The sequence below is a fragment of the Segatella copri genome (assembly GCF_026015465.1).
GTDB lineage: Bacteria > Bacteroidota > Bacteroidia > Bacteroidales > Bacteroidaceae > Prevotella > Prevotella copri_E.
The window spans coordinates 680,233-702,248 of sequence record NZ_JAPDUQ010000001.1; the positions used below are offsets into that span (position 1 = coordinate 680,233).

The 22,016-nt window shown below is 46.5% G+C and carries 16 protein-coding genes; 11 read left to right on the forward strand and 5 right to left on the reverse strand.

Annotation, left to right across the window (positions count from 1 at the left end; all coding sequences use genetic code 11):
- Nucleotides 1-4 precede the first annotated feature (4 nt).
- The 4 genes from ONT08_RS02990 to ONT08_RS03005 form a co-directional block, all read right to left on the reverse strand.
- Entirely contained in the window at nt 5-1,399 is a 1,395-nt protein-coding gene (locus tag ONT08_RS02990; RefSeq protein ID WP_022122072.1) for an efflux transporter outer membrane subunit, read from the reverse strand.
- Between the two features lie 27 nt (nt 1,400-1,426).
- A complete protein-coding gene (locus ONT08_RS02995) occupies nt 1,427-4,693 on the reverse strand; it encodes an efflux RND transporter permease subunit (protein ID WP_264959216.1) in 3,267 nt (1,088 codons plus the stop codon).
- Between the two features lie 93 nt (nt 4,694-4,786).
- Nucleotides 4,787-5,998 carry an efflux RND transporter periplasmic adaptor subunit gene (locus ONT08_RS03000; protein WP_118086159.1) on the reverse strand — a complete coding sequence of 404 codons (1,212 nt, stop codon included), beginning with the start codon at nt 5,996-5,998 and terminating at the stop codon, nt 4,787-4,789.
- A gap of 168 nt (nt 5,999-6,166) precedes the next feature.
- Nucleotides 6,167-7,609 carry a CCA tRNA nucleotidyltransferase gene (locus ONT08_RS03005; RefSeq protein WP_118200974.1) on the reverse strand — a complete coding sequence of 481 codons (1,443 nt, stop codon included), beginning with the start codon at nt 7,607-7,609 and terminating at the stop codon, nt 6,167-6,169.
- A 269-nt stretch (nt 7,610-7,878) separates the two neighbouring features.
- On the opposite strand from ONT08_RS03005, the gene ONT08_RS03010 reads away from it, so the two are divergent.
- From ONT08_RS03010 to ONT08_RS03030, 5 genes are all read left to right on the forward strand, one after another.
- Nucleotides 7,879-8,427 (forward strand): DUF1599 domain-containing protein, encoded by a 549-nt coding sequence (locus ONT08_RS03010; protein WP_254970140.1) that lies wholly within the window; start codon nt 7,879-7,881, stop codon nt 8,425-8,427.
- A 9-nt stretch (nt 8,428-8,436) separates the two neighbouring features.
- A complete protein-coding gene (locus ONT08_RS03015) occupies nt 8,437-10,530 on the forward strand; it encodes a BT_3928 family protein (RefSeq protein WP_264959217.1) in 2,094 nt (697 codons plus the stop codon).
- 145 nt (nt 10,531-10,675) lie between these two features.
- Nucleotides 10,676-11,323, forward strand: coding sequence for an SPOR domain-containing protein (locus tag ONT08_RS03020; RefSeq protein WP_117587505.1), 648 nt, complete (start codon nt 10,676-10,678; stop codon nt 11,321-11,323).
- A gap of 258 nt (nt 11,324-11,581) precedes the next feature.
- The gene (gene folE, locus ONT08_RS03025) at nt 11,582-12,175 is read left to right on the forward strand and encodes a GTP cyclohydrolase I FolE (protein ID WP_264959218.1); all 594 of its coding nucleotides are present in this window, start codon (nt 11,582-11,584) and stop codon (nt 12,173-12,175) included.
- 170 nt (nt 12,176-12,345) lie between these two features.
- Nucleotides 12,346-13,101 carry an exodeoxyribonuclease III gene (locus ONT08_RS03030; RefSeq protein ID WP_264959219.1) on the forward strand — a complete coding sequence of 252 codons (756 nt, stop codon included), beginning with the start codon at nt 12,346-12,348 and terminating at the stop codon, nt 13,099-13,101.
- A 486-nt stretch (nt 13,102-13,587) separates the two neighbouring features.
- On the opposite strand, the gene ONT08_RS03035 is transcribed toward ONT08_RS03030, so the two are convergent.
- Nucleotides 13,588-14,094, reverse strand: a complete 507-nt coding sequence (locus ONT08_RS03035) for a toxin-antitoxin system YwqK family antitoxin (protein ID WP_022122080.1) — start codon at nt 14,092-14,094, stop codon at nt 13,588-13,590.
- Nucleotides 14,095-14,475: 381 nt separating this feature from the next.
- On the opposite strand from ONT08_RS03035, the gene ONT08_RS03040 reads away from it, so the two are divergent.
- The 6 genes from ONT08_RS03040 to ONT08_RS03065 all read left to right on the forward strand — a co-directional run bounded on the left by ONT08_RS03040 (nt 14,476) and on the right by ONT08_RS03065 (nt 21,984).
- The gene (locus ONT08_RS03040; protein ID WP_264959220.1) at nt 14,476-15,684 is read left to right on the forward strand and encodes a zinc-dependent metalloproteinase lipoprotein; all 1,209 of its coding nucleotides are present in this window, start codon (nt 14,476-14,478) and stop codon (nt 15,682-15,684) included.
- A 42-nt stretch (nt 15,685-15,726) separates the two neighbouring features.
- Nucleotides 15,727-16,971, forward strand: coding sequence for a 3-phosphoshikimate 1-carboxyvinyltransferase (locus ONT08_RS03045; protein WP_264959221.1), 1,245 nt, complete (start codon nt 15,727-15,729; stop codon nt 16,969-16,971).
- Nucleotides 16,972-17,067: 96 nt separating this feature from the next.
- Nucleotides 17,068-17,451 (forward strand): hypothetical protein, encoded by a 384-nt coding sequence (locus ONT08_RS03050; protein ID WP_117587949.1) that lies wholly within the window; start codon nt 17,068-17,070, stop codon nt 17,449-17,451.
- 45 nt (nt 17,452-17,496) lie between these two features.
- A complete protein-coding gene (locus ONT08_RS03055; RefSeq protein ID WP_117587950.1) occupies nt 17,497-18,297 on the forward strand; it encodes a metal ABC transporter permease in 801 nt (266 codons plus the stop codon).
- An 87-nt stretch (nt 18,298-18,384) separates the two neighbouring features.
- Nucleotides 18,385-21,399 carry a tetratricopeptide repeat protein gene (locus ONT08_RS03060; protein WP_437183782.1) on the forward strand — a complete coding sequence of 1,005 codons (3,015 nt, stop codon included), beginning with the start codon at nt 18,385-18,387 and terminating at the stop codon, nt 21,397-21,399.
- Nucleotides 21,400-21,462: 63 nt separating this feature from the next.
- Nucleotides 21,463-21,984: an RNA polymerase sigma-70 factor gene (locus tag ONT08_RS03065; RefSeq protein WP_254974130.1), complete on the forward strand. Its 522-nt coding sequence runs from the start codon at nt 21,463-21,465 to the stop codon at nt 21,982-21,984.
- Nucleotides 21,985-22,016: the final 32 nt, after the last annotated feature.

Sequence of the window (22,016 nt, forward strand, 5' to 3'; positions counted from 1 at the left end):
TAAACTACTTAGCTCCTCCACCCAATGCATAGTAGAGATTAACTACTGCCTGCATCTTGTAGAAGTCATCAGCTACCTTAGAAAGCTGTACGTTGAGGAGTGAAGACTGTGCCTGGATGATTTCAAGGTAAGAGCTGCCTGCAATACCCATCAATTCCTTGGTAGATTCTACATTCTTCTCGAGTACTTCTATTCGCTTCTGCTCTATCTTGCTCTTCTCATCAGAGTAGTTGTAGAGAACAAGCGCATTGCTCACCTCGCTACCAGCCTTCAGCACGGTATTCTGCCAGGTGTTGTAAGCCTGCTCATACTGCATCTTAGCCACCTTTAAACCGGCAATGATACGGCCGTTCTGGAAAATTGGCTGGGTAAGAGAACCTACAGCTGAGAGCAACCACTTACCTGGGTTCACGATGCCCATACCACCTGAATTGGTGAAGGCACCTGTACCGGAAATAGTGATAGATGGATAGAACTTGCTGCGGGCGGTCTCTACACCATAGAAGCACTGGGCAAGATTCATCTCGGCTGCGTGGACATCAGCACGGTTGTTGAGCAACTGGATGCCTACACCGGTTGAGAAATTAGACGGAAGACTCTGGTTATCCAACTTGCCACGGGCGATGCTATGTGCCTGGTCGCCGATGAGCAGACTCAGAGAGTTCTCTGTCTCACGAATCTGGCGCAACAGATCGGTCTTCTGGGTCAACACAGAATAGTAGTTAGACTCAGCTGACTGGATGGCTGGTGTACGGTAACCCAATCTGAGATCGTGCATCTTCTGCATAGTCTCCCAAGTATCCTTGGTCAATCCTTCCATATTGTTAACCAACTCCACCTGCTTATCGAGCATCAACAGTGTATAATACATGTTGGCGATGTTGGCGATGAGGTTGGTCTTGACAGATACCTGATAATCCTGCAACTGGAGCAGAGCCATCTGGGCACTACGCTTCTGAGAGAGCAGGTTGCCGAAGAGGTCTACCATCCAGCTGGCTGTAACAGGCATAGTGTAAGTCTTGGTGGCAGCCTGACCATCCCAGGAAGCGATGGTTCCCTGAGGAGTGAAAGCCAGAGAAGGCACAAATGCCAACTTGGCACACTTCAGCTGCTCTTCTGCTATCTTCACGTTCAAAGCCGCATTGAGGAGGTTGACATTGTTGTTCAATCCCTTCTCAATGATTGACTGGAGCTGAGGATCGGTGAAGACACTGCGCCAAGGGATGTTAGCAAAAGTAGTAGTATCCTTTACAGCTAAAGTATCTGTATCAGAAGCTACATCGCGAACGATACCGCTGGTCTTCACATCCGGACGCTCATACTTTCCGTAGAGAGTCTTGCAGCTGCTCAAGGAGAGCGCTGCGAGACCCAATATGATGATATTTAAATTCTTTTTCATTGTTTCCTTTGAAGTTACATTGCGTTATTACTTCTTCTCGATACCCTTCTGCTGATGAGCGGCATTGGCATACTGCTCCAACTCGGCAGCTACCTCCTCGTTCAACTCATCCTCGAACTTCAATGGAGTCAACTTCTCCTGCAACCACTGGAAGACTGCGAAGAGAGCAGGAACCACGAAGACCTGACAGATAGTACCAATCAACATACCACCTACGGCGGCAGCACCCAGGGTCTGGTTACCATTCTTACCTACACCTGATGCGAACATCAGAGGCAACAGACCGATAACCATCGCCAGAGAGGTCATCAGGATAGGACGGAGACGGGCACCCGCACCCAGGATAGCTGAGTACTTGATAGCCATACCCGTACGACGACGCTCGAGGGCGAACTGTACAATCAGGATGGCGTTCTTAGCCAACAGACCAATCAACATAATCAACGAAATCTGCATGTAGATATCGTTAGAGTGACCGAAGAGGTTGGTGAAGATGAACGAACCTGCCAAACCGAATGGGATAGACAACACTACAGACAATGGCAAGATGTAACTCTCGTACTGGGCACTCAAGATGAGGTAAACGAATACAATACAGAGTGCGAAGATCAAACCTGTAGAGTTGCTTGATTCAGCCTCAGAACGGGTCAAACCAGAGTACTCATAACCATAACCCTCTGGCAATGTCTCCTTGGCAACCTCAGCAATCGCCTTCATACCGTCACCGGTAGAGTAACCGGTGTTAGGAGTTACAGATACATCCATAGAGGTAAACAGGTTGAAACGTGTGATGTTAGATGGACCATAAATCTTCTTCAAGTTCACGAACTCGCTTACAGGAGACATGGTGCCATCAGCACAACGAACGTAAATCTTGCTCAGATCGTCTGGACGCATACGACTCTCAGGACCAGCCTGAATCATCACACGGTAGAGCTTACCGTAGGCATTGAAGTTAGATGCGTAGAGACCACCGAGATAACCCTGCATCACACTCAATACAGAAGATGGAGAGATACCAGCCTGCTTGGTCTTGGCAACATCCACATCTACCATATACTGAGGATAGTTAGGGTTGTACTGAGTCTGAGCGGTCTGGATTTCAGGGCGCTTGTTCAGCTCAGCCAGGAACTTCTTCACATTGCCATAGAACTTGTTCAAGTCACCACCGGTCTTATCCTGCATAGTCATGGTGATACCATTCTGTACAGAGAAACCGGAAATCATAGGTGGAGCGAAGGCAAGAATCTGTGCATCCTTGATGGCAGCAGTCTGCTTGTAGATCATACCCAACACAGAAGTATATTCCATTGGGTTGACAAATAATGCCTCGATACCGCCACCCGTACAAGCCTCCTTGATACGGTGGAAGAATCCACCTGGACGCTCCTCGAATGGCTTCAGCTTCACGATGATGGTACCCTGGTTAGAACCGGTACCACCGATAAAGCTATAACCCATGATGGCGTTACGGGTTGCGATGGCTGGGTTGTTAGCCAGCATCTTATCTACCTGCTTAACCACCTCTGATGTACGTTCCTGAGAAGTACCAGGAGCTGTAGAGATACAAGCGAAGATCGTACCGGTATCCTCATCAGGCACCAGACCCGTCTTGGTAGTACCCATCAGGGCAACCAGACCTACGATACTGACAGCCACGAGGCTACCAGCAATGATGCCATGATTGATAACCCACTTGACACCACCTTTATATTTATTGGTAATCTTCTCAAACTGATAGTTGAATCCTGCGTGGAAACGGTCTACGAAAGACATCTTCTTCTCGTGACCCTCCTCGTGTGGCTTCAGCAATACGGCACAAAGTGCAGGAGACAAGGTCAACGCATTGATAGCCGAAATAACGATAGATACAGCCATGGTTACACCGAACTCACGGTAGAAGTAACCGGAAGTACCACCGATGAATGATACAGGAACGAACACGGCAGACATCACCAATGTAATAGAGATGATGGCGCTGGAGATTTCGTTCATCGCATCGATAGATGCTGTAAGAGCACTCTTGTAACCCTGGTCGAGCTTGGCGTGAACCGCCTCGACCACCACGATGGCATCATCGACCACAATCGCGATAGCCAGCAGCAGGGCTGACAGCGTAAGCAGGTTGATGGAGAATCCGAAGATCCAGAGGAAGAGGAACGTACCGACCAGAGCCACAGGTACGGCAATCATAGGAATCAGCGTAGAACGGAAGTCCTGCAAGAAGATATACACTACGATGAACACCAGTACCAGGGTGATGATCAAGGTGAAGATAACCTCCTCGATAGATGCGAACAAGAACTCGGTAACATCCATCAGGATGACATTCTTCAACCCTGGAGGATAACTCTTCTCCAGTTCATTCAACGTTTTCTTTACGTCGCTTGCAATCTGGGTAGCGTTGGATCCGGCAATCTGCTGAACCATACCCATCACGGCAGGCTGATCATCGTTGAGCAGGTTTACATTATACTGCAAACCACCCAACTCAATCTTGGCAACTTCGCCGAGACGGAGAGTCTGACCGGAAGTATTGCTCTTGATGAGGATGTTCTCATACTCCATTGGAGTCTTCAAACGACCCTTGTAACGCAAGGTATATTCATACTGCATATCAGAGCTCTCACCAAAGCTACCAGGGGCAGCCTCGATATTCTGCTCTGCCAAAGCCTGAGAAATATCAGAAGGAACCAGTCCGAACTCCTTCATCTTCTCTGGCTTCAACCAGATACGCATAGAGTAGTCACGGGTAGAAGGGCTTTGCACATCACCCACACCATTGATACGCTTCAACTGAGGAATGACGTTGATCAAGGCATAGTTGGTAACAAACTGGTCGTCGTAACGGCCATCGTCTGTAGTCAGAGCGAACATGATAACGTTGGAACTCTGTCGCTTGGTTACTGTGACACCCACCCTAGTAACCTCGGCAGGCAGCAGAGACTGCGCCTGAGACACACGGTTCTGTACGTTGACCGCAGCCATATCAGGGTCAGAACCCTGCTTGAAGTAAACGGTGATCTGAGCAAAACCAGAGTTAGACGCAGAAGAGGTCATATAAGTCATGTTCTCCACACCGTTGATACTCTCTTCCAGAGGAGCAACGACAGAGTTCAACACCGTCTGGGCATCTGCACCCGTATAGGTAGCAGTTACCGTGATGGTAGGCGGCGCGATATTCGGATACTGCTCGATAGGCAGCGATACCAAGCCGATGATACCCAGCAAGACGAAGAAGATGGAAACCACCGTCGAAAGTACCGGGCGCTTTATAAAGTTTGTAAATGACATAATCTTATTTTAATTAAGAATTAATAATTAACAATTAATAATTGCCCCAAGGCCTATTAATTATTCATTATACATTATTAATTATACATTATATTACTTCTTTCCACCCATAGCAGTAGCGAATGCATGAGCATTATCCTGAGACTCAGCCAACTTGGCAGCCTCGGCAATCTTCTGATTGTAGCGCTCCAGAGTGATAGGCTTAATCTGCTGACCATCGGTCAACTTGGTGATACCCTTCAATACGATGCGGTCGCCTACATTGAGACCAGAAGTTACGATATAGTTCTTTCCATCATCCTGTGGATTTACCTTGATCTCAGAATACTTCACCTTGTTATCCTTGGTTACTACGTAAACGAAGATCTTATCCTGAACCTGAGAGCAAGCCTCCTGAGGGATAACGATAGCGCTGTTATGATCGTTAGGAACCACGATAGAACCTGCACCACCACTCTTCAGCAACTTCTCTGGGTTGGCGAAATGAGCGATGAGAGAGATAGAACCAGAAGTAGCATCGATGACACCACTCATCTTGACAACCTTACCTGGATGATTATAGATTGAACCATCAGCCAACTGCAACTTAACAGCTGGGAACGCAGCAATGGCTGCCTGAACACTACCATTGGTCTTAGACATGCTCAATATCTGAGACTCAGAGAGTGAGAAGAACACCTCCATGGTGCTGATGTTAGAAACGGTAGTCAAAGCCTGACCAGAAGCGCTGACCAAAGCACCCACCTTGAAAGGAAGGCTACCTACAACACCTGCAGAAGGGCTGGTAACGGTACACCAAGCCAACTGCTCGCGGGCTGAAGCCAATGATGCCTCTGCCTGAGCTACCTGAGCCTTAGCGGTTGCATAGCTGTTAGCTGCTGTAGAAAGTTCATATTCACCGATAATCTTGCTATCATACAACTTTTTGTTGTTCTGATAAGTCAACTTAGCTGTATTTGCCTGTGCCTTAGCTGTATTTACAGCGGCAGCAGCAGAACGGACAGCGGCCTGATAGGTCTCGCTATCAATAGAGAATAAAGCCTGACCTGCTGATACAGTCTGACCCTCATGTACAAAAACCTTAGTGATAAAACCAGAAACCTTAGGACGTACCTCTACATCCTGGATACCCTTGATGGTAGCAGGATAGGTAGTCTGCAATGCGGCGCTGGAAGTACCGATAGTAGCCACAGCGAACTCATCGTCGCCGAAGTTAGGCAGACCGCCTTTCTTACTTCCACCACATGATGTCAACGCAGCAAAAACACAAACTGCTGCAACAAACAAAACGCTTTTAATTTTCATACCTATATTATAATTTATTATTTAATCTTTTATCTTCTCTAATTCAAAAATCTTTCCGTCCTCTAAAGAAAACTTTCATACGCCTTTAAGTTTTAAAAGCGCTGCAAAAGTACTAATAATAAATGAATAACGGCTCGCAGGGAGCCGTTATTTAACAAAAATTATTCTCTATTTTAAGTTTTCTGCATTTACCAATCCCATCTCCTGAGCCTTCTTCATCAGAAGCGCCATCAATGGTTCACGCTCATTAGCCACCTTATTATCCAATACAGCATCCTTGAGATACTGCTTCAGGGTGCCTACCTCGCGACAAGGTGTAAGATGGAACATCTCCATAATCTCATTACCATCGATACAAGGCTGGAGAAGTCGCTTATAATCACGTTCCTGCAGATCAACCAGTTTCTCGCGCACCATCTTGAAATTATCCAGAAAACGCTGCTTGCGCACCTGGTTCTTGCTGGTGATATCAGCCTCGCAGAGCGTCATCAGGTCGTTGATGTCATCGCCGGCATCATTCAGCAGGCGGCGTACGGCACTGTCGGTAACCTCCTCATCAGCAATCACAATCGGACGCATGTGGAGCTCTACCAGCTTCTGCACATACTTCATCTTCGCATCCATCGGAAGTTTCATACGGCGGAAGATACCCGGAATCATCTTTGCACCTATTATATTATGACTGTGGAATGTCCAGCCGATATTGTTATCCCAGCGCTTGCTCTTCGGTTTGCCGATGTCGTGGAAGAGAGCAGCCCAGCGGAGCCAGAGGTTATCTGTATGCTTGCAGACATTCTCGAGCACCTCCATCGTATGGTCGTAATTATTCTTATGTGCCCTGCCGTTTCGCGTTTCCACCTTATCCATCGCAACCAGTTCTGGCAAAATGAGATCGAGCAGACCTGTATCTTTCAGGTAATAGAAACCGCTGCTTGGGTGCTTGGAGAGCATAATCTTGTTCATCTCGTCGCAGATTCGCTCAGCACTGATAATCTTCAGGCGCTCGGCATTGCGGGAGAGCGCATCATAAGTCTCCTCCTCTATCTGGAAATTGAGTTGGGTAGCGAAACGCACGCAACGCATCATACGCAGCGGGTCATCAGAAAAAGTGATATCCGGGTCGAGCGGTGTGGCAATAATACCATCTTCCATATCGTAGACACCATCAAAAGGATCTACGAGTTCTCCAAAACGGTCTTTGTTCAGACAGATAGCCATCGCATTGATAGTGAAGTCGCGGCGGTTCTGGTCATCCTCCAGCGTTCCATCTTCCACAATAGGTTTTCTGGAATCGCGATGATAGCTCTCCTTACGGGCGCCAACAAACTCCACTTCAGTATCCTGATACTTCACTTGTGCAGTTCCGAAATTACGGAACACAGAGAGATGCGCCTTTCTTCCGAGCATCTTCTTCAAGGCAGAAGCTACCTCTATACCGCTACCAACCACAACGACATCAATATCATTGGAAGGTCGCTCCAGGAAGAGGTCACGCACATATCCACCTACTACATAACACTCCACAGACAGCCCATCTGCTGCCTCTGAAATCTTATGAAATATATCCTTATCCAGTATCTGTGCCAGTTCGGCATTGGTCAAATTTCTCATACTCTTTTTACTTTCGGGGTGCAAAGTTACTGCAAATCGAAGACAATACAAAATAAAAAAAGATTTTTTTTGTTTTTATTGTTGAGATGCAGCGTAACTTATCAAAAGTTACTGCAAAATGAGCGAAAAACAAAATAAATCGCGATTTATTTTTTCTTCCGAGTGCAGCGTAACTTATCAAAAGTTACTGCAATTTGAGCGAAAAACAAAATAAATATTTGGCTATTTCACAATAAATGTGTATTTTTGCACCGAATTTCGAAATTATTATGGCAGATTTATTGAAAACAGAACAGCAGTTTAAGAATGTCATGAGCGAATGCAGGACATTATTTGAGAAGAAGCTTCATGATTATGGAGCCTCTTGGAGAATCTTGCGCCCTTCTTCTCTGACAGACCAGCTCTATATCAAGGCGAAGCGCATCCGCTCGCTCGAAATCAAGAAAGAATCTTTGGTTGGCGAAGGTATCCGTCCGGAATTCATCGCCCTTATCAATTATGGTATCATAGGACTCATCCAGCTCGAAAAGCCTTTCGTGGATGAAGTGGATATGACACCCGAAGAGGCTATGAAATTATACGACCTCCATGCAAAGGAGGCGCTGGAACTGATGCTCAAGAAGAACCATGACTATGATGAGGCATGGCGCTCGATGAGAGTAAGCAGTTATACCGACTTCATACTGACCAAGATTCAGCGCGTGAAAGAAATTGAAGACATCGCCGGCGCTACCCTCGTTTCTGAAGGTATTGATGCCAACTATATGGACATCATCAACTATGCCGTCTTCGGTGCCATCAAAATGAGCGAGAAGTAAAAGAAATCAATGATGAAGAATAAGGCAACTCACATATTAACAAAGATAGCGGTTAATATCGGGCGACTGCTGATGGCAATAACCTTCATTTTCTCAGGATTTGTGAAGGGAATTGATCCATTAGGCACGCAATACAAGATAACCGACTATCTGGAGGCGCTGCACATCGACTGGATGTTCCCTTCATGGAGCACATTGCTGATGTCTATCGTGCTGGCTATGTGCGAATTTGCCATCGGTATCTTCCTGCTCCTTGCCATCCGCAGAAAACTGGTCAGCAAGATTGCGCTGCTCGTGATGAGCGTGATGACGCTGATTACCCTGTGGATTGTCATCGCAGACCCAGTGAAAGATTGTGGCTGCTTCGGTGATGCCATCGTGCTCACCAACATGGAGACGTTCGTCAAGAACCTCATCCTCCTTGCCATCGCTATCCTACTCTGGAAGAAACCGCAGGAAATGCCACAGCTGGTATCTAAACCAACCCAGTGGATTGCCATCAACTACACCTTTCTCTTCTCTATCGTGATGAGCATCTGGAGTCTGTGGTATCTTCCGCAATTCGACTTCCGTCCTTATCATATAGGTGTCAACATCGCCAAGGGCATGGAGATACCGAAAGGAGCCAAGCAACCCAAGTTTGATACCACCTTCATCCTGGAGAAGAACGGAGAGCGGAAGGAGTTTACGATAGACAACTATCCCGACTCTACCTGGACCTTCATCGACAGCAAGACGGTTCAGACCGAAGAAGGTTACGTACCTCCAATCCACGACTTCAGCATAGCTGATGCCAAGACGGGAGAAGACATCACCCAGGAAGTAATTCACGATAAAGGCTACACCTTCCTCCTGGTTTCGCCACATCTTGAATTTGCCGACGACAGCAACTTCGGCAATATCGATGAGATTTACGAATATGCCAACGACCATGGCTACCGTTTTCTCTGCCTCACGGCAAGTACGGAGAAAGCCATCAAGCACTGGCAGGACATAACTGGAGCTGAATATCCCTTCTATGTCACAGACGAGACTACGCTGAAGACGATAATCCGCAGCAACCCAGGTCTTCTTCTGCTGAAGGACGGAACCATCATCCAGAAATGGAGCCACAACGATTTGCCTGACATGGCAGAGATTGGTGACAAGCCACTGGAGAAGACCGAGATAGGCAAGATGCCGGAAGTAAGTGCCGCCAAGAAGACAGCCGGCATCATCTCCTGGTTCATCATTCCACTGGTACTCCTCACCATTGCCGACCGGCTCTGGGCTTGGGGCGCCTGGATCAGAAAGAAAGAGAATTCGAACAGAATATTATCAACTTTTAAAAAGAAAAGAAAAATGAGAAAGAAAATTGTAGCAGGTAACTGGAAAATGAACATGAACCTGCAGGACGGTGTTGCTCTCGCTAAGGAGATTAACGAGGCATTGGTAGCAGACAAACCAAACTGCGACGTAGTAATCTGTACTCCATTTATCCACTTGGCTTCTGTAGCTCAGGTTTTGGATTCAGAGATTGTAGGCCTTGGTGCAGAAAACTGCGCAGACAAGGCTAAGGGTGCTTTCACAGGTGAGGTTTCAGCTGAGATGGTAAAGAGCACAGGTGCTCAGTATGTTATCCTCGGCCACTCAGAGCGTCGTCAGTACTATGGCGAGACAGCAGAGATCTTGAAGGAGAAGGTAGAGTTGGCTTTGGCTAACGGTTTGAAGGTTATCTTCTGCTGCGGTGAGACTCTCGAGGAGCGTGAGGCAGAGAAGCAGAACGAGGTTGTAAAGGCTGAGTTGGAAGGTTCAGTATTCCACTTGAGCGCTGACGCTTGGAAGAACATCATCCTTGCTTACGAGCCAATCTGGGCTATCGGTACAGGTAAGACTGCTACTTCTGACCAGGCTGAAGAGATGTTGGCATACATCCGCTCTATCGTAGCAGAGAAGTATGGCAACGAGGCTGCTGAGGAGACATCAATCCTCTACGGTGGTAGCTGCAAGGCTAGCAACGCACCTGAGCTCTTCGCTAAGCCAAACATCGACGGTGGTTTGATCGGTGGTGCTTCTTTGAAGGCTGCTGACTTCAAGGGTATCATCGACGCTTGGAAGAAGTAATCTCATAAGGATATTACATTTCCCGAAGGGATGCCTTCTTCCTGAAGTGCATCCCTTCATTCTTCATTACACCTTATTATATAGAGAGAGAACTAAAAATAAGGTGTTGTTAAAAAACAAGACGACAAACATAAAAGGAATAGTCATGAAACAATTCGTCACATTATTGATTATGATCCTCTGCTCAACATTCACAGCTAATGCGCAGAACTACCTGGACCATCTCAAAAAGAAGGAACCGGGAAAGGGTGTTGTAACCGTGAACCAAAGTAAGGCGATTGATGAACTGGTAAACGGCAAACAAGTGATTCCACAAGACGACAAGACTAAGACTACCCCACAGAAAAAAGAAAAAGAGCCTGAAACTCAGCACAAGCAGGGTCCTGATTCCCTGAAGAAGACTGAGCCACAGCATCATGAGGCAACCCGAGAGAATGCCCACGTGAACAATGCCCAAAAGGCAGAGAACAAAAACGAAGAAACAGAGACACCTGTAGTGGATATGCGCAAGAAAGTGATGCGCAAGAGCTATAAGGTTACAGGATATAGAGTACAGGCTTTTGCTGGCGGCAATTCGCGTAACGACCGTCTGAAAGCAGAACAGACTGGCAATCAGCTGAAAGTTCATTTCCCTGAGCAGCCGGTTTATGTTCATTTCTACTCTCCAAGATGGATTTGCCGAATGGGCAACTTCCGCAGTTTAGCTGAAGCCCAGAAGATGCTTGCCAAGGTTCGCTCCCTGGGATACAGACAGGCATGCCTTGTAAAGGGACAGATTACGGTACAGTACTAGTTAATAGTTTATAGTTGATAGTTAACAGCTGATAGTTTACAGTTGATAGTTTACAGTTAACAGTTTACAGTTAACAGTTTACAGCATTGATGCCGTAGGCCTAACTATAAACTATTAATTATAAATTATAAACTTTTATGCCGTAGGCCTAACTATAAACTATTAATTATAAATTATAAACTTTTATGCCGTAGGTCTAACTATAAACTATTAATTGTAAATTATTAACTATTAATTAAGAATTATAAATTAAATAAGATGAATCCAGAAACAGAATTTCGTGAGGGATTGGACGAACTCGCAGAACACTATACAGAAATATTAAAGCTCTTGGGAGAAGACCCTGAACGTGAAGGACTTTTAAAAACACCGATGCGAGTAGCCAAGGCTATGCAGATACTGACTCGTGGCTATACACAGGATGCAAACAAGGTGTTGACCGATGCCCTCTTCGAAGAGAAATACAACCAGATGGTCATCGTGAAAGATATTGATTTCTTCTCGATGTGCGAGCACCACATGCTTCCTTTCTATGGCAAGGTGCATGTTGCCTATATCCCGAACGGCAAGATTACCGGTCTGAGCAAGATTGCCCGTGTGGTTGATATCTACAGCCACCGTCTTCAGGTACAGGAGCGTCTTACCCAGCAGATTAAAGACTGCATTCAGGAAACATTGAATCCTCAGGGTGTGATGGTAGTGATAGAAGCCAAGCACATGTGCATGCAGATGCGAGGTGTAGAGAAACAGAATTCCATTACCACCACAAGCGACTACAGCGGAGTCTTCAATTCACTGAACACCCGCCAGGAGTTTATGAGTCTGCTGAGAGGAGAAACGAAGAGAATTTAAATATAATGATTAGTTATTAGTGATTAATGATTAGTGATTAATGATTAGTGATTAGTGATTAGCGATTAGTGATAATCGTTAGAATCCATAAGTAATCTATAATCACTACTAAATAATCAATAATCACTACTAAATAATCAATAATCACTACTAAATAATCAATAAACATAATGTTAAGGTTTATATCCTGGAACGTAAACGGCCTGCGCGCTTGCGTGGGCAAGGACTTCGAGAACCAGTTTAAGGAACTCGATGCCGACTTCTTCTGCCTGCAGGAAACAAAGATGCAGGAGGGACAGCTCGACCTTCAGTTTGAGAGCTACGAGAGTTATTGGAACTACGCTGAGAAAAAAGGATACTCCGGTACAGCCATTTATACCAAGCACAAGCCTTTGAGCGTAAGTTATGGCATGGGCGTAGAGGAACATGATCATGAAGGCAGAATCATCACGCTGGAATATGACCAGTTCTATCTCGTTACCTGCTACACCCCAAATTCTCAGACAGAACTCAAGCGCCTGAATTATCGCATGACTTGGGAAGACGATTTCCGCAAGTTCCTGAAATCTCTTGATGCCAAGAAACCAGTCGTCATCTGCGGCGATCTGAATGTAGCACACGAAGAGATAGATATCAAGAATCCGAAGACCAACCGTCGAAATGCCGGTTTCACCGATGAGGAGCGAGAAAAGATGACCATTCTTCTGAACGATGGCTTTACCGACAGTTTCCGTTATCTCCACCCTGATGAGGTAACCTATTCGTGGTGGTCATACCGTTTCAAGGCGCGCGAGAAGAATGCCGGTTGGCGTATCGACTACTTCCTTGTATCCGACCGTATCAAGGAACAGATTACAGAAGCTAAGATCCATACTGAAATCATGGGCAGCGACCATTGTCCGGTAGAAGTAGATTTAACGTTCTAATCCTACCTTTCATCCAACATCAATAAGAATAATCAGAAGAGGGTGTGTCATGCTTATGACACACCCTCTCTTGTTGTTGGTAAATATAGGTCATATTGTTAAAAGAGATAGGTCATGTTATTGAAAGAGATAGGTCATGTTATTGAAAGAGATTGAATCTGTTGTTGATAGAGATAGTATCTGTTGTTGATAGAGATAGGATATGTTGTTGAGACAGTCTGTATCTTCGGCCGCACAACAGCTGTTGTGCGCTTGCATAACAGCTGATATGCGCATGCACAACACCTGTTGTGCATGCGTTGCCCATCTGTTATGCACCAACTATTGTCCAGACTTATGGCACATCCCCAACAAAAAAAGGGGATGCACCTTCCTCACGGAAGCCATCCCCATATTGGTCATATCAACATAAAATTTTAATTTATATAAGAGAGATTTTCTTCTAATTCAATGAAGTAACAAAACTACATAGTTGCTTATTTCTGATTACATGAACTGCTTCAACTCAGAGAGATTTCTCTTCTCAGAAGAACCGTCCTTGTAAGTTACCATGAAGTAATCGTGAACAGACTTGCCATTCTTGAACTGAACGACAGCTACACCGCCTTCACGGAGCTGGAGTGTGAAGTAGCCTTCGCGTTTACCATTGACATAGTTGCCATGCCACTTCTCCTTACCATTTTTATAATAGGTAGTAACCTCACCATTAAAGATAGTATTGCGATCGTTGCCGAGGTCGATAAAACTATAACCACCTTCAGCACGGAGATTACCATTCATGTAGAAGTCCTGGAAAACGTCCTTCTTGTTAAGGCCTGAACCAGTAGTCATCAGCAGTCTGTAATAACTAGCCTGATCTGCACTGGTTACATTGCTCATATTTTCTGCATAGAAAATAGTGTCAGCTACAACTGTTGCATTCTCTACGTGCTTACGACCGAAAGCTGCTATGGTCATCAAAGCCATCAATGAGAATAATATCATTCGTTTCATATCGTTTATTTTTAGGATGTTATTGTAATTGTCTTTGTTTCTTTTTCTGGTGCAAAGATACAACGATTTCCGAAAAATTCATAATTCCTTAACGCTATTTTATCTTATTTTTTGAACAAGTAATACTTTTTGATTTTGAACGCACACAAGCTTACAATTTGCAATTTTATAGCCTAAAATTTCGCATATTGCACGAAGACATACCTTACAAAACGCCATTTTCATGGAGTCAAGTTTACAAAATGTAACTGAATTGATATACATCAAGAAGATGGAAGCACAAGTTTTTTGGCATTTTGAGAAACTTTTTCAGGATATTTCTCGCCTATCTTCTTTTATTTTTGTATTTTTGCACGAAAATATATAATATAAGGTACGCGCATGAGAAAAATTCTTCATTTCATGATCGCCCTCACCGTCCTCAGCTTTGCATCATGCAAGGATACCGAAGGCTCTATCGGCGACCCTATCATATCCCACGGACAAGACCGTGACACAGATATCATTACAGGCGATGATTATGTTTATCATCTGCCTGTCATCTTCCATGTCTTCTACAGTAACACCACGCAATACATCGAATATACCCGCCTCAAGGAGATTCTCTCCAACGTGAACGAACTTTACCAGGGCGATGTATACAACTATCAGATGGATACCATCCCGAGCGAGAACCTGCATATCCTGTTCGAACTGGCTGAAAAGGATGAGAGCGGCAAGAGACTCAGTACACCAGGTGTGGAATATATCAAGGTTTCAGAATCGGAGTTCGACTGCGAGAGCTTCATGAAGGACAAGAAGTATGTAAAGTACTGCTGGGACCAGAACAACTACATCAATGTGATGGTATATGCCTTCAAGAAGACCGATGAAAACAGCACTACGCTGGGCATCAGTCATCTGCCTTATCAGGTAGGCGGCTATCCACAGATAGATGGGTTGAGCAATGGCAAGAACTACCCGCTGAGCAAACCGGGCAAATTTCCATATTGCGTTTCGCTCAATTCTATCTATGTGGGAAGGGATCAAGAAGGAACCCGATATACTACAGATAAGAATCATAAGGGATATACCTACAATACAGCCGACCCGAATGCTACGCTGGCTCACGAATTGGGACATTATCTGGGGCTCTTCCACAGTTTCTCAGAAAAGACAGTGAAAGACAAATCAGAGGCTGCCGATGATGATGACGACTCAGACTATTGCGATGATACACCAAGCTACAACCGAATAGCATACGGCAAATGGCTGACAAAATATATCAGTGATGCACAAGCCATCAAGAAGGATACCACGCTCAGCATGCGAGAGCTTGCCAAACGCACCAACAGCAAGGATGAGGAATGGCAGTCAGACAATCTGATGGACTACAGCATCTGTTACAGCATGCGATTCACCCCTGAACAGGCAAACCGCATCCGTCAAGTTCTGTATTACTCGCCCCTGATACCGGGTCCGAAGAAGATTCGTCCGAGAACCCGAGCATGGGATGAGATGCCGGAAACGGAAGATGACCTCCCTATCCGATATGCCAAGGAAAAGGCTGTCAGCATCAAGGACATCCGGATGCTGAAGGCTGAGAAATAGAAAAAAACAGAAGAGTATAAAAAAAAGAGAAACAAGAAGAAAATGAAATATACAATCAAGGCTCCACGCCAACTCAATGCAAGTATCAACTTGCCAGCTTCCAAGAGTATCAGCAACCGTGCATTGGTAATCAATGCCATGGCGGGATGCAAGTTGCAGCCCCACAACCTGAGCGATTGCGATGATACAGAAGTCATCATTGCGGCACTGCGCGATATGCCTGATGTCATCAACATCAAGGCTGCCGGTACTGCCATGCGCTTTATGACCGCCTATCTTTCTGCTACACCGGGCGAGCATACCATTACAGGCACAGAGCGCATGCAGAACCGCCCTATTGCTATCCTGGTAGATGCCCTGCGTTACCTCGGAGCTGATATACAGTATGAAAAGAAAGAGGGCTATCCTCCACTCCACATCGTAGGTAAGCCACTGGAAGGCGGACATCTCGAAGTGGTGGGAAACATCAGTTCGCAGTATATCTCGGCGCTGCTGATGATTGGTCCTATCCTGAAAAACGGTCTGGAACTGAAGCTGACGGGCGAGATAGCATCACGTCCTTACATCGACCTCACGCTGTGGACGATGCAGAACTTCGGAGCCAGCGCAGAATGGACCGATGTGGATACCATCACCGTAAAGCCACAACCTTACAGCTGCGTAGCCGACTACACCATCGAGAATGACTGGAGCGCTTCTTCTTACTGGTATGAAATGATGGCGCTGAACGGAAACCCTGATTCTGAGGTAAGACTCGAAGGTCTGTTCGACAGTTCCAAGCAGGGCGATTCTGTCGTGAAATACATCTTCAGTCTGTTGGGCGTGAAATCAGAATTTGAGAACCGTGATGTTCTTTCTCCTGTCAAGTTGAAAGTCCAGCGCTGTCTCTTACCTCGTTTCGACTACGATTTCAGCGGTTCTCCAGACCTAGCACAGACCATCGTTGTAGCCTGCTGTGCCCTGGGCGTAAAGTTTAAGTTCACCGGGCTTGCCAGTCTCAAGATCAAGGAGACCGACCGCATCGAGGCTTTGAAGAAGGAGCTGAAGAAGGTGGGTTACGTTATTTATGACGAGAACGATAACACGCTGATTTGGGATGGCGAGACCTGCGAGCCTAGTTTTGAGCCTATCGACACCTACGAGGACCATCGTATGGCACTTGCCTTCGCCCCTCTTGCCTTCAAGTTCCCTCAGATAGAAATCAACAATCCTGAAGTAGTGAGCAAATCCTATCCTCATTATTGGGAAGACCTCAAAAAGGTGGGATTTGAAATAAGTGAAGAGTGAAAAGTGAAGAGTGAAAAGTGAAGAGTGAAGAGTGAAGAATTCAACAGCCTTTGCTAATCATAAAGTTCAAAGTTCAATATTCAAAGTTCAAAGTAAATGTTGTACCTGATTTTAGCCCTGGTGGCACTAGGATTGATTTCCGCAGTTTTCGGCATCATCTCTCATCGCAAGGGAGAGGATGAAGAGCCTTTGCAGGAAGGAGTTTCGTGCAATACCTGCAACGGAGAGAACTCCAAATGCGAACAGGAATGCATGATGGAAGCCGCCACCAAGGAAATAGAATACTACGATGACGAAGAACTAGACCGGTTTGCAGGAAGAGCTGCCGACGACTATACCGATGAGGAGGTAGAGGAATTCTCGGAAGTGCTCTATACGATGCAGCCGGAAGAGGTGGCGGGATGGAACCGAAGTCTGATACTGAGAGGCATCAACCTGCCTAACCAGATCAAGGACGAAGTCATCAGTTTTTTAAGTTAAACATGCAATGCGCAAAGTTTAAAGTTCAAAGTTCAAAGTAAAAACATGGATATACTGCAATATACATTTTTTCAGAACGCACTGATTGGCGCCCTACTGGCAAGCATCCTGTGCGGCTTTGTAGGCACCTACATCGTCACCCGCCGGCTGGTCTTCATCAGCGGTGGCATTACGCATGCCTCTTTTGGCGGCATCGGTATCGGCGTATTTGCAGGCATCAACCCTATACTCTCTGCCATGGTATTCGCCATTTTGAGTGCCTTCGGCGTGCAATGGGTATCACGGAAGAAAGATGTGCGCAAAGACTCTGCCATCGCCATGTTCTGGACCCTGGGCATGAGCGTGGGCATCATCTGCTGCTTCCTTACTCCTGGATTCATGCCCGACCTGCCCTCTTTCCTCTTCGGAAGTATACTTGCCATCGACAGCACAGACCTCTGGCTTCTGGCAGGTCTTACCCTGTTTGTTGCAATGCTGTTCACCTTTCTGCTGCGTCCTATCCAGACCATCGCATTCGACAGCACCTTTGCAAAATCGCAACATCTGCCGGTTACAGCGATAGAATATATGATGATGACGCTCATCGCCATGACCATCGTGGCAACCATCAAGATGGTGGGCATCGTACTTGCCATAAGTCTGCTCACCATACCACAGATGACTGCCAACCTCTTCACCTACAGCTACAAGCGCATGATAGGAGCCAGCATCGTGATAGGCTGCATCGACTGCCTCGTGGGCCTCTATGCCAGTTATCTGCTCAATGTGCCATCAGGTGCAACCATTATCTTCGTCAGCATCATCCTGTTTGCAGCAGCAAGGATACTGGCAGCCAGAAAGCACTAAGGCTTTCACACGCTCTGAAAGAAAAATTTTAAAATAAAGAAGAAACTTATGTTGAAGCATTTCCCATTCAGAAACCTCTTGCCAGCTATGGTTGTCCTTGCCTTCGCAATGACCATGGCAGGATGCTCTACGCAGAAAAATACGGCGAAGAGCAGATGGTGGCATGCCTTCAACGCCCGATACAACACCTATTATAATGGTACCGTAGCCTATATAGAAGGCTCGCTCGAAAAGGAAAACGGAAATAAGGACAATTACTCAGAAATGATTCCTTATTATACTGTTGGCAACAAGAACAGCCGCGAACTGGGCAAGTCGAACTACGACCGCGCCATCGAGAAATGCGAGAAAGCCATTCACCAGCATAGCATCAAGCGCCGCCCGGTATGGGACAAGAAACGCCGCAAGACTGCCAAAGACCTGGAATGGCTGCATCGCCGTGAATATAATCCGTTCCTCTGGAAGGCATGGATGCTGATGGGCCGTTCCCAGTTTTTTGAAGGCGATTTCCAGTCGGCAGCAGCTACATTCGCCTATATGAGCCGTCTCTACGCTACCCAACCAGGCATTTACGGCAAGGCACGTGCCTGGCTCGCCAAGAGTTATCTGGAATCGGGATGGATATACGATGCCGAAGATGTAATCCGTAATATCGAGCGCGATTCCATCCACTGGCGTGCCCAGAAGGAATGGGACAAGACCTATGCCCTCTACTATCTGAAGACCGGACGCTATCAGGAGGCCGTTCCGTATCTCCGCAAAGCCATCGGCTATGAGATGCGACGCAAGCAGAAAGCCCGCCTCTGGTATCTGATGGGACAGGTAGAAGCACAACAGGGACATGCCCAGAATGCCTACCATGCCTTCAAGCATGTCATCCGTCTCAATCCGCCTTACGAACTCGAGTTCAATGCCCGCATCTCCATGACCGAGGTACTGGCAACCAACAACTCCCGGAAGATGGTATCCAAATTGAAGCGAATGGCTGCGAGCGACAAGAACCAGGAATATCTCGACCAGGTTTATTATGCCATCGGTAACATACATCTCAACCAGGGCGATACCCTTCAGGCTATTGCTGCATACGAAAAGGGTGCCGCGAAATCAAGCCGAAACGGAGTTGAGAAAGGTGTATTGTTGCTGCATCTGGGCAATGTATACTGGCAATGCCACAGATATGGCGATGCCAAGCGATGCTATGATGCTGCCATCGGACTCCTAGACCAGGACCGCAAAGACTACAAACAGCTCTCCGACCGTTCGAAGGTTCTCGATGAACTGGTGCCTTATACCGACGCCATCCATCTGCAGGACTCCCTGCAATCGCTTGCCCGCATGAGCGAAACTGAACGGAATGTCGCCATTGACAAGGTGATAGATGCCCTGAAAAAGCAGGAAAAAGAAGAAAAGAGAAGACAGACTGAACAGGAACTGGCAGAACAGCAGGGCAACTCTGACTTCGGAAGAAACAACGGCAATAATAACAGCAGAAACAACAGGAATCAGAGAAACAGCAATGCCTCATCCGGCTTCGGAAACGGAGCCATGGGCAACAGCGGTTTCGGCAACAGCAATACCTGGTATTTCTATTCCCAATCTGCCGTAGCCCAAGGCAAACAGCAATTTGAACGCCTCTGGGGTAAGAGAAAGAACATAGACAACTGGCGACGGAGCAACCAGACCGTAGTGGCCGATGCCAAAGGTGTAGAAGAAATGACTGATGAACAGCGCGATTCACTCCTCAACGAGGCACAGAAGAAAGACCTTGAGAAGGAGAAAGAGAAGAACCTGAGTGCAGAAGAAGATCCGCATCAGCGTGCCTACTATCTCGCTCAGATTCCGCTCACCGAAGAGAAGATGGCAGAAAGCAATCAGATTCTGGACGACGGACTGCTGCATGCCGGCATCATTCTGAAAGACAAACTCAATGATCTGGACGAAAGCGAACGCATGTTGCAGCGACTGGTGAAGAAGAACGCTGCATACGAACATCTCGATGATGCCTACTATCACCTCTACCTGCTCTACAACATCAGGAAGCAGCCAGCCATCGCCAGCCGCTATCTCGACCTGTTGAAAGCGAATTATCCAGAGAGTCAATGGACCGCCCTGCTCACCTCTCCTTATTATGAGGAAGATGCGAAGATGGGCATTCATCTCGAAGACTCGCTCTATGCTGCCACCTACGATGCCTTCAAGGCTAACCTATATAATAAGGTGGTACACAACAGGACTATCTCTGACAAGCGCTATCCTGAAGGAGCCAACCGCGACAAGTTCCTCTTTATCGGCGGACTCACCCAGCTCCACGAGGGTAATATCCAGGCATGTCTCGATGATATGCAGCAGGTGGTAGAGAAATATCCAAACAGCCGACTCAGCGAGATGGCAGGAATGATTCTCAACGGAGTGAAAGCCGGCAGACAGCTCAAGGGCGGCACATTCGACCTGAGCAATGTATGGTCGCGCCGCAACGCCGTACTCAATGAAGATGTCAAATCCAAAGCCAAGGTATTCAGCATCGAGCGCAACGAGCCGTTCGTCTTCATGCTCGCCTACGTTCCCGATTCTGTAAACGAGAACCAGTTACTCTTCGAGATGGCGAAATATAATTTCACTTCCTATCTCGTGCGTAATTTCGACCTCGTCATTGACGAGCAGAATGGTCTGCACCGCATGCAGGTAAAGGGCTTTCGCAATTACGACGAAGCACGGCAGTATGCTAACGACATCTACCAGCATCAGACCATCACCCAGCTCCTCTCAAAGGGAGCCCGCGGCATCGTAATCAGCGAGCCAAACCTCCTGCTGCTGGGCACCAGTCTGAGCTACGACGACTATACCCTCTTCTATACCCAGCATCTGGCACCGCTGAAAATCAGCAAGGACCCACTGCTTGAAGAACCGGAGGAAATCATCCAGCAGGAAAAGACGGATGATTCTGAAGAAAATGAAGAAGAAACCGGAACTGCCGAAAGCGGAACAACCGAATTCCAAGAAACCGATGCGGATATAAAGGAAGAAAAAGCACCAAATACAACTTTCGACAACGACGACAGTCTGGATTTGGACAGCGAAGAATATGATTTAGATGGATTTTAGTGAATAGTTATCATGTTTAAAAAGACAGAAACAGAACTTATCCTTCAACTCAAAAAAGGATCTATGAAGGCATTCGATGAAATCTACGGGCTATATGCCCGCAGACTCTTTGCCTTTTGCCTGAAATATACCAAGTCGAAGGAGAATGCCGAAGAAATCATGGAAGATACCTTCGTGTGGCTCTGGAACAACCGAAGCACGCTGGAAGAGGCAGAAAGCGTAAAGCCGCTGCTCTTCCTCAGAGCCAAGCATTATCTCATCAACGCCTACAGGAAGGTCATCAATTCACCCGTGTATGAAGACTACATGGACTATCTTGACCATCACAACAATACCACTGCAGACAGTCAGCTGGAGTATGATGATTTCGTCAGACAGCTCAACCTGATGCTTGCCAAGCTGCCCAAGACGCAGCAGGAAATCATCCGACTCTCCAAGTTGGAGATGCTCAACAATCAGGAGATTGCCGAGAAACTCAACTATAGTGAACAGACCGTTAAGAACCAGTTGTCGATGGGTTTGAAACAGCTCCGACAGCTTATCAGCAACCGCACCAACCTGATGTGGCTCTTGTTTTTAGTATAATTTAACGGTACATTCTCTACCGAACCATGTAT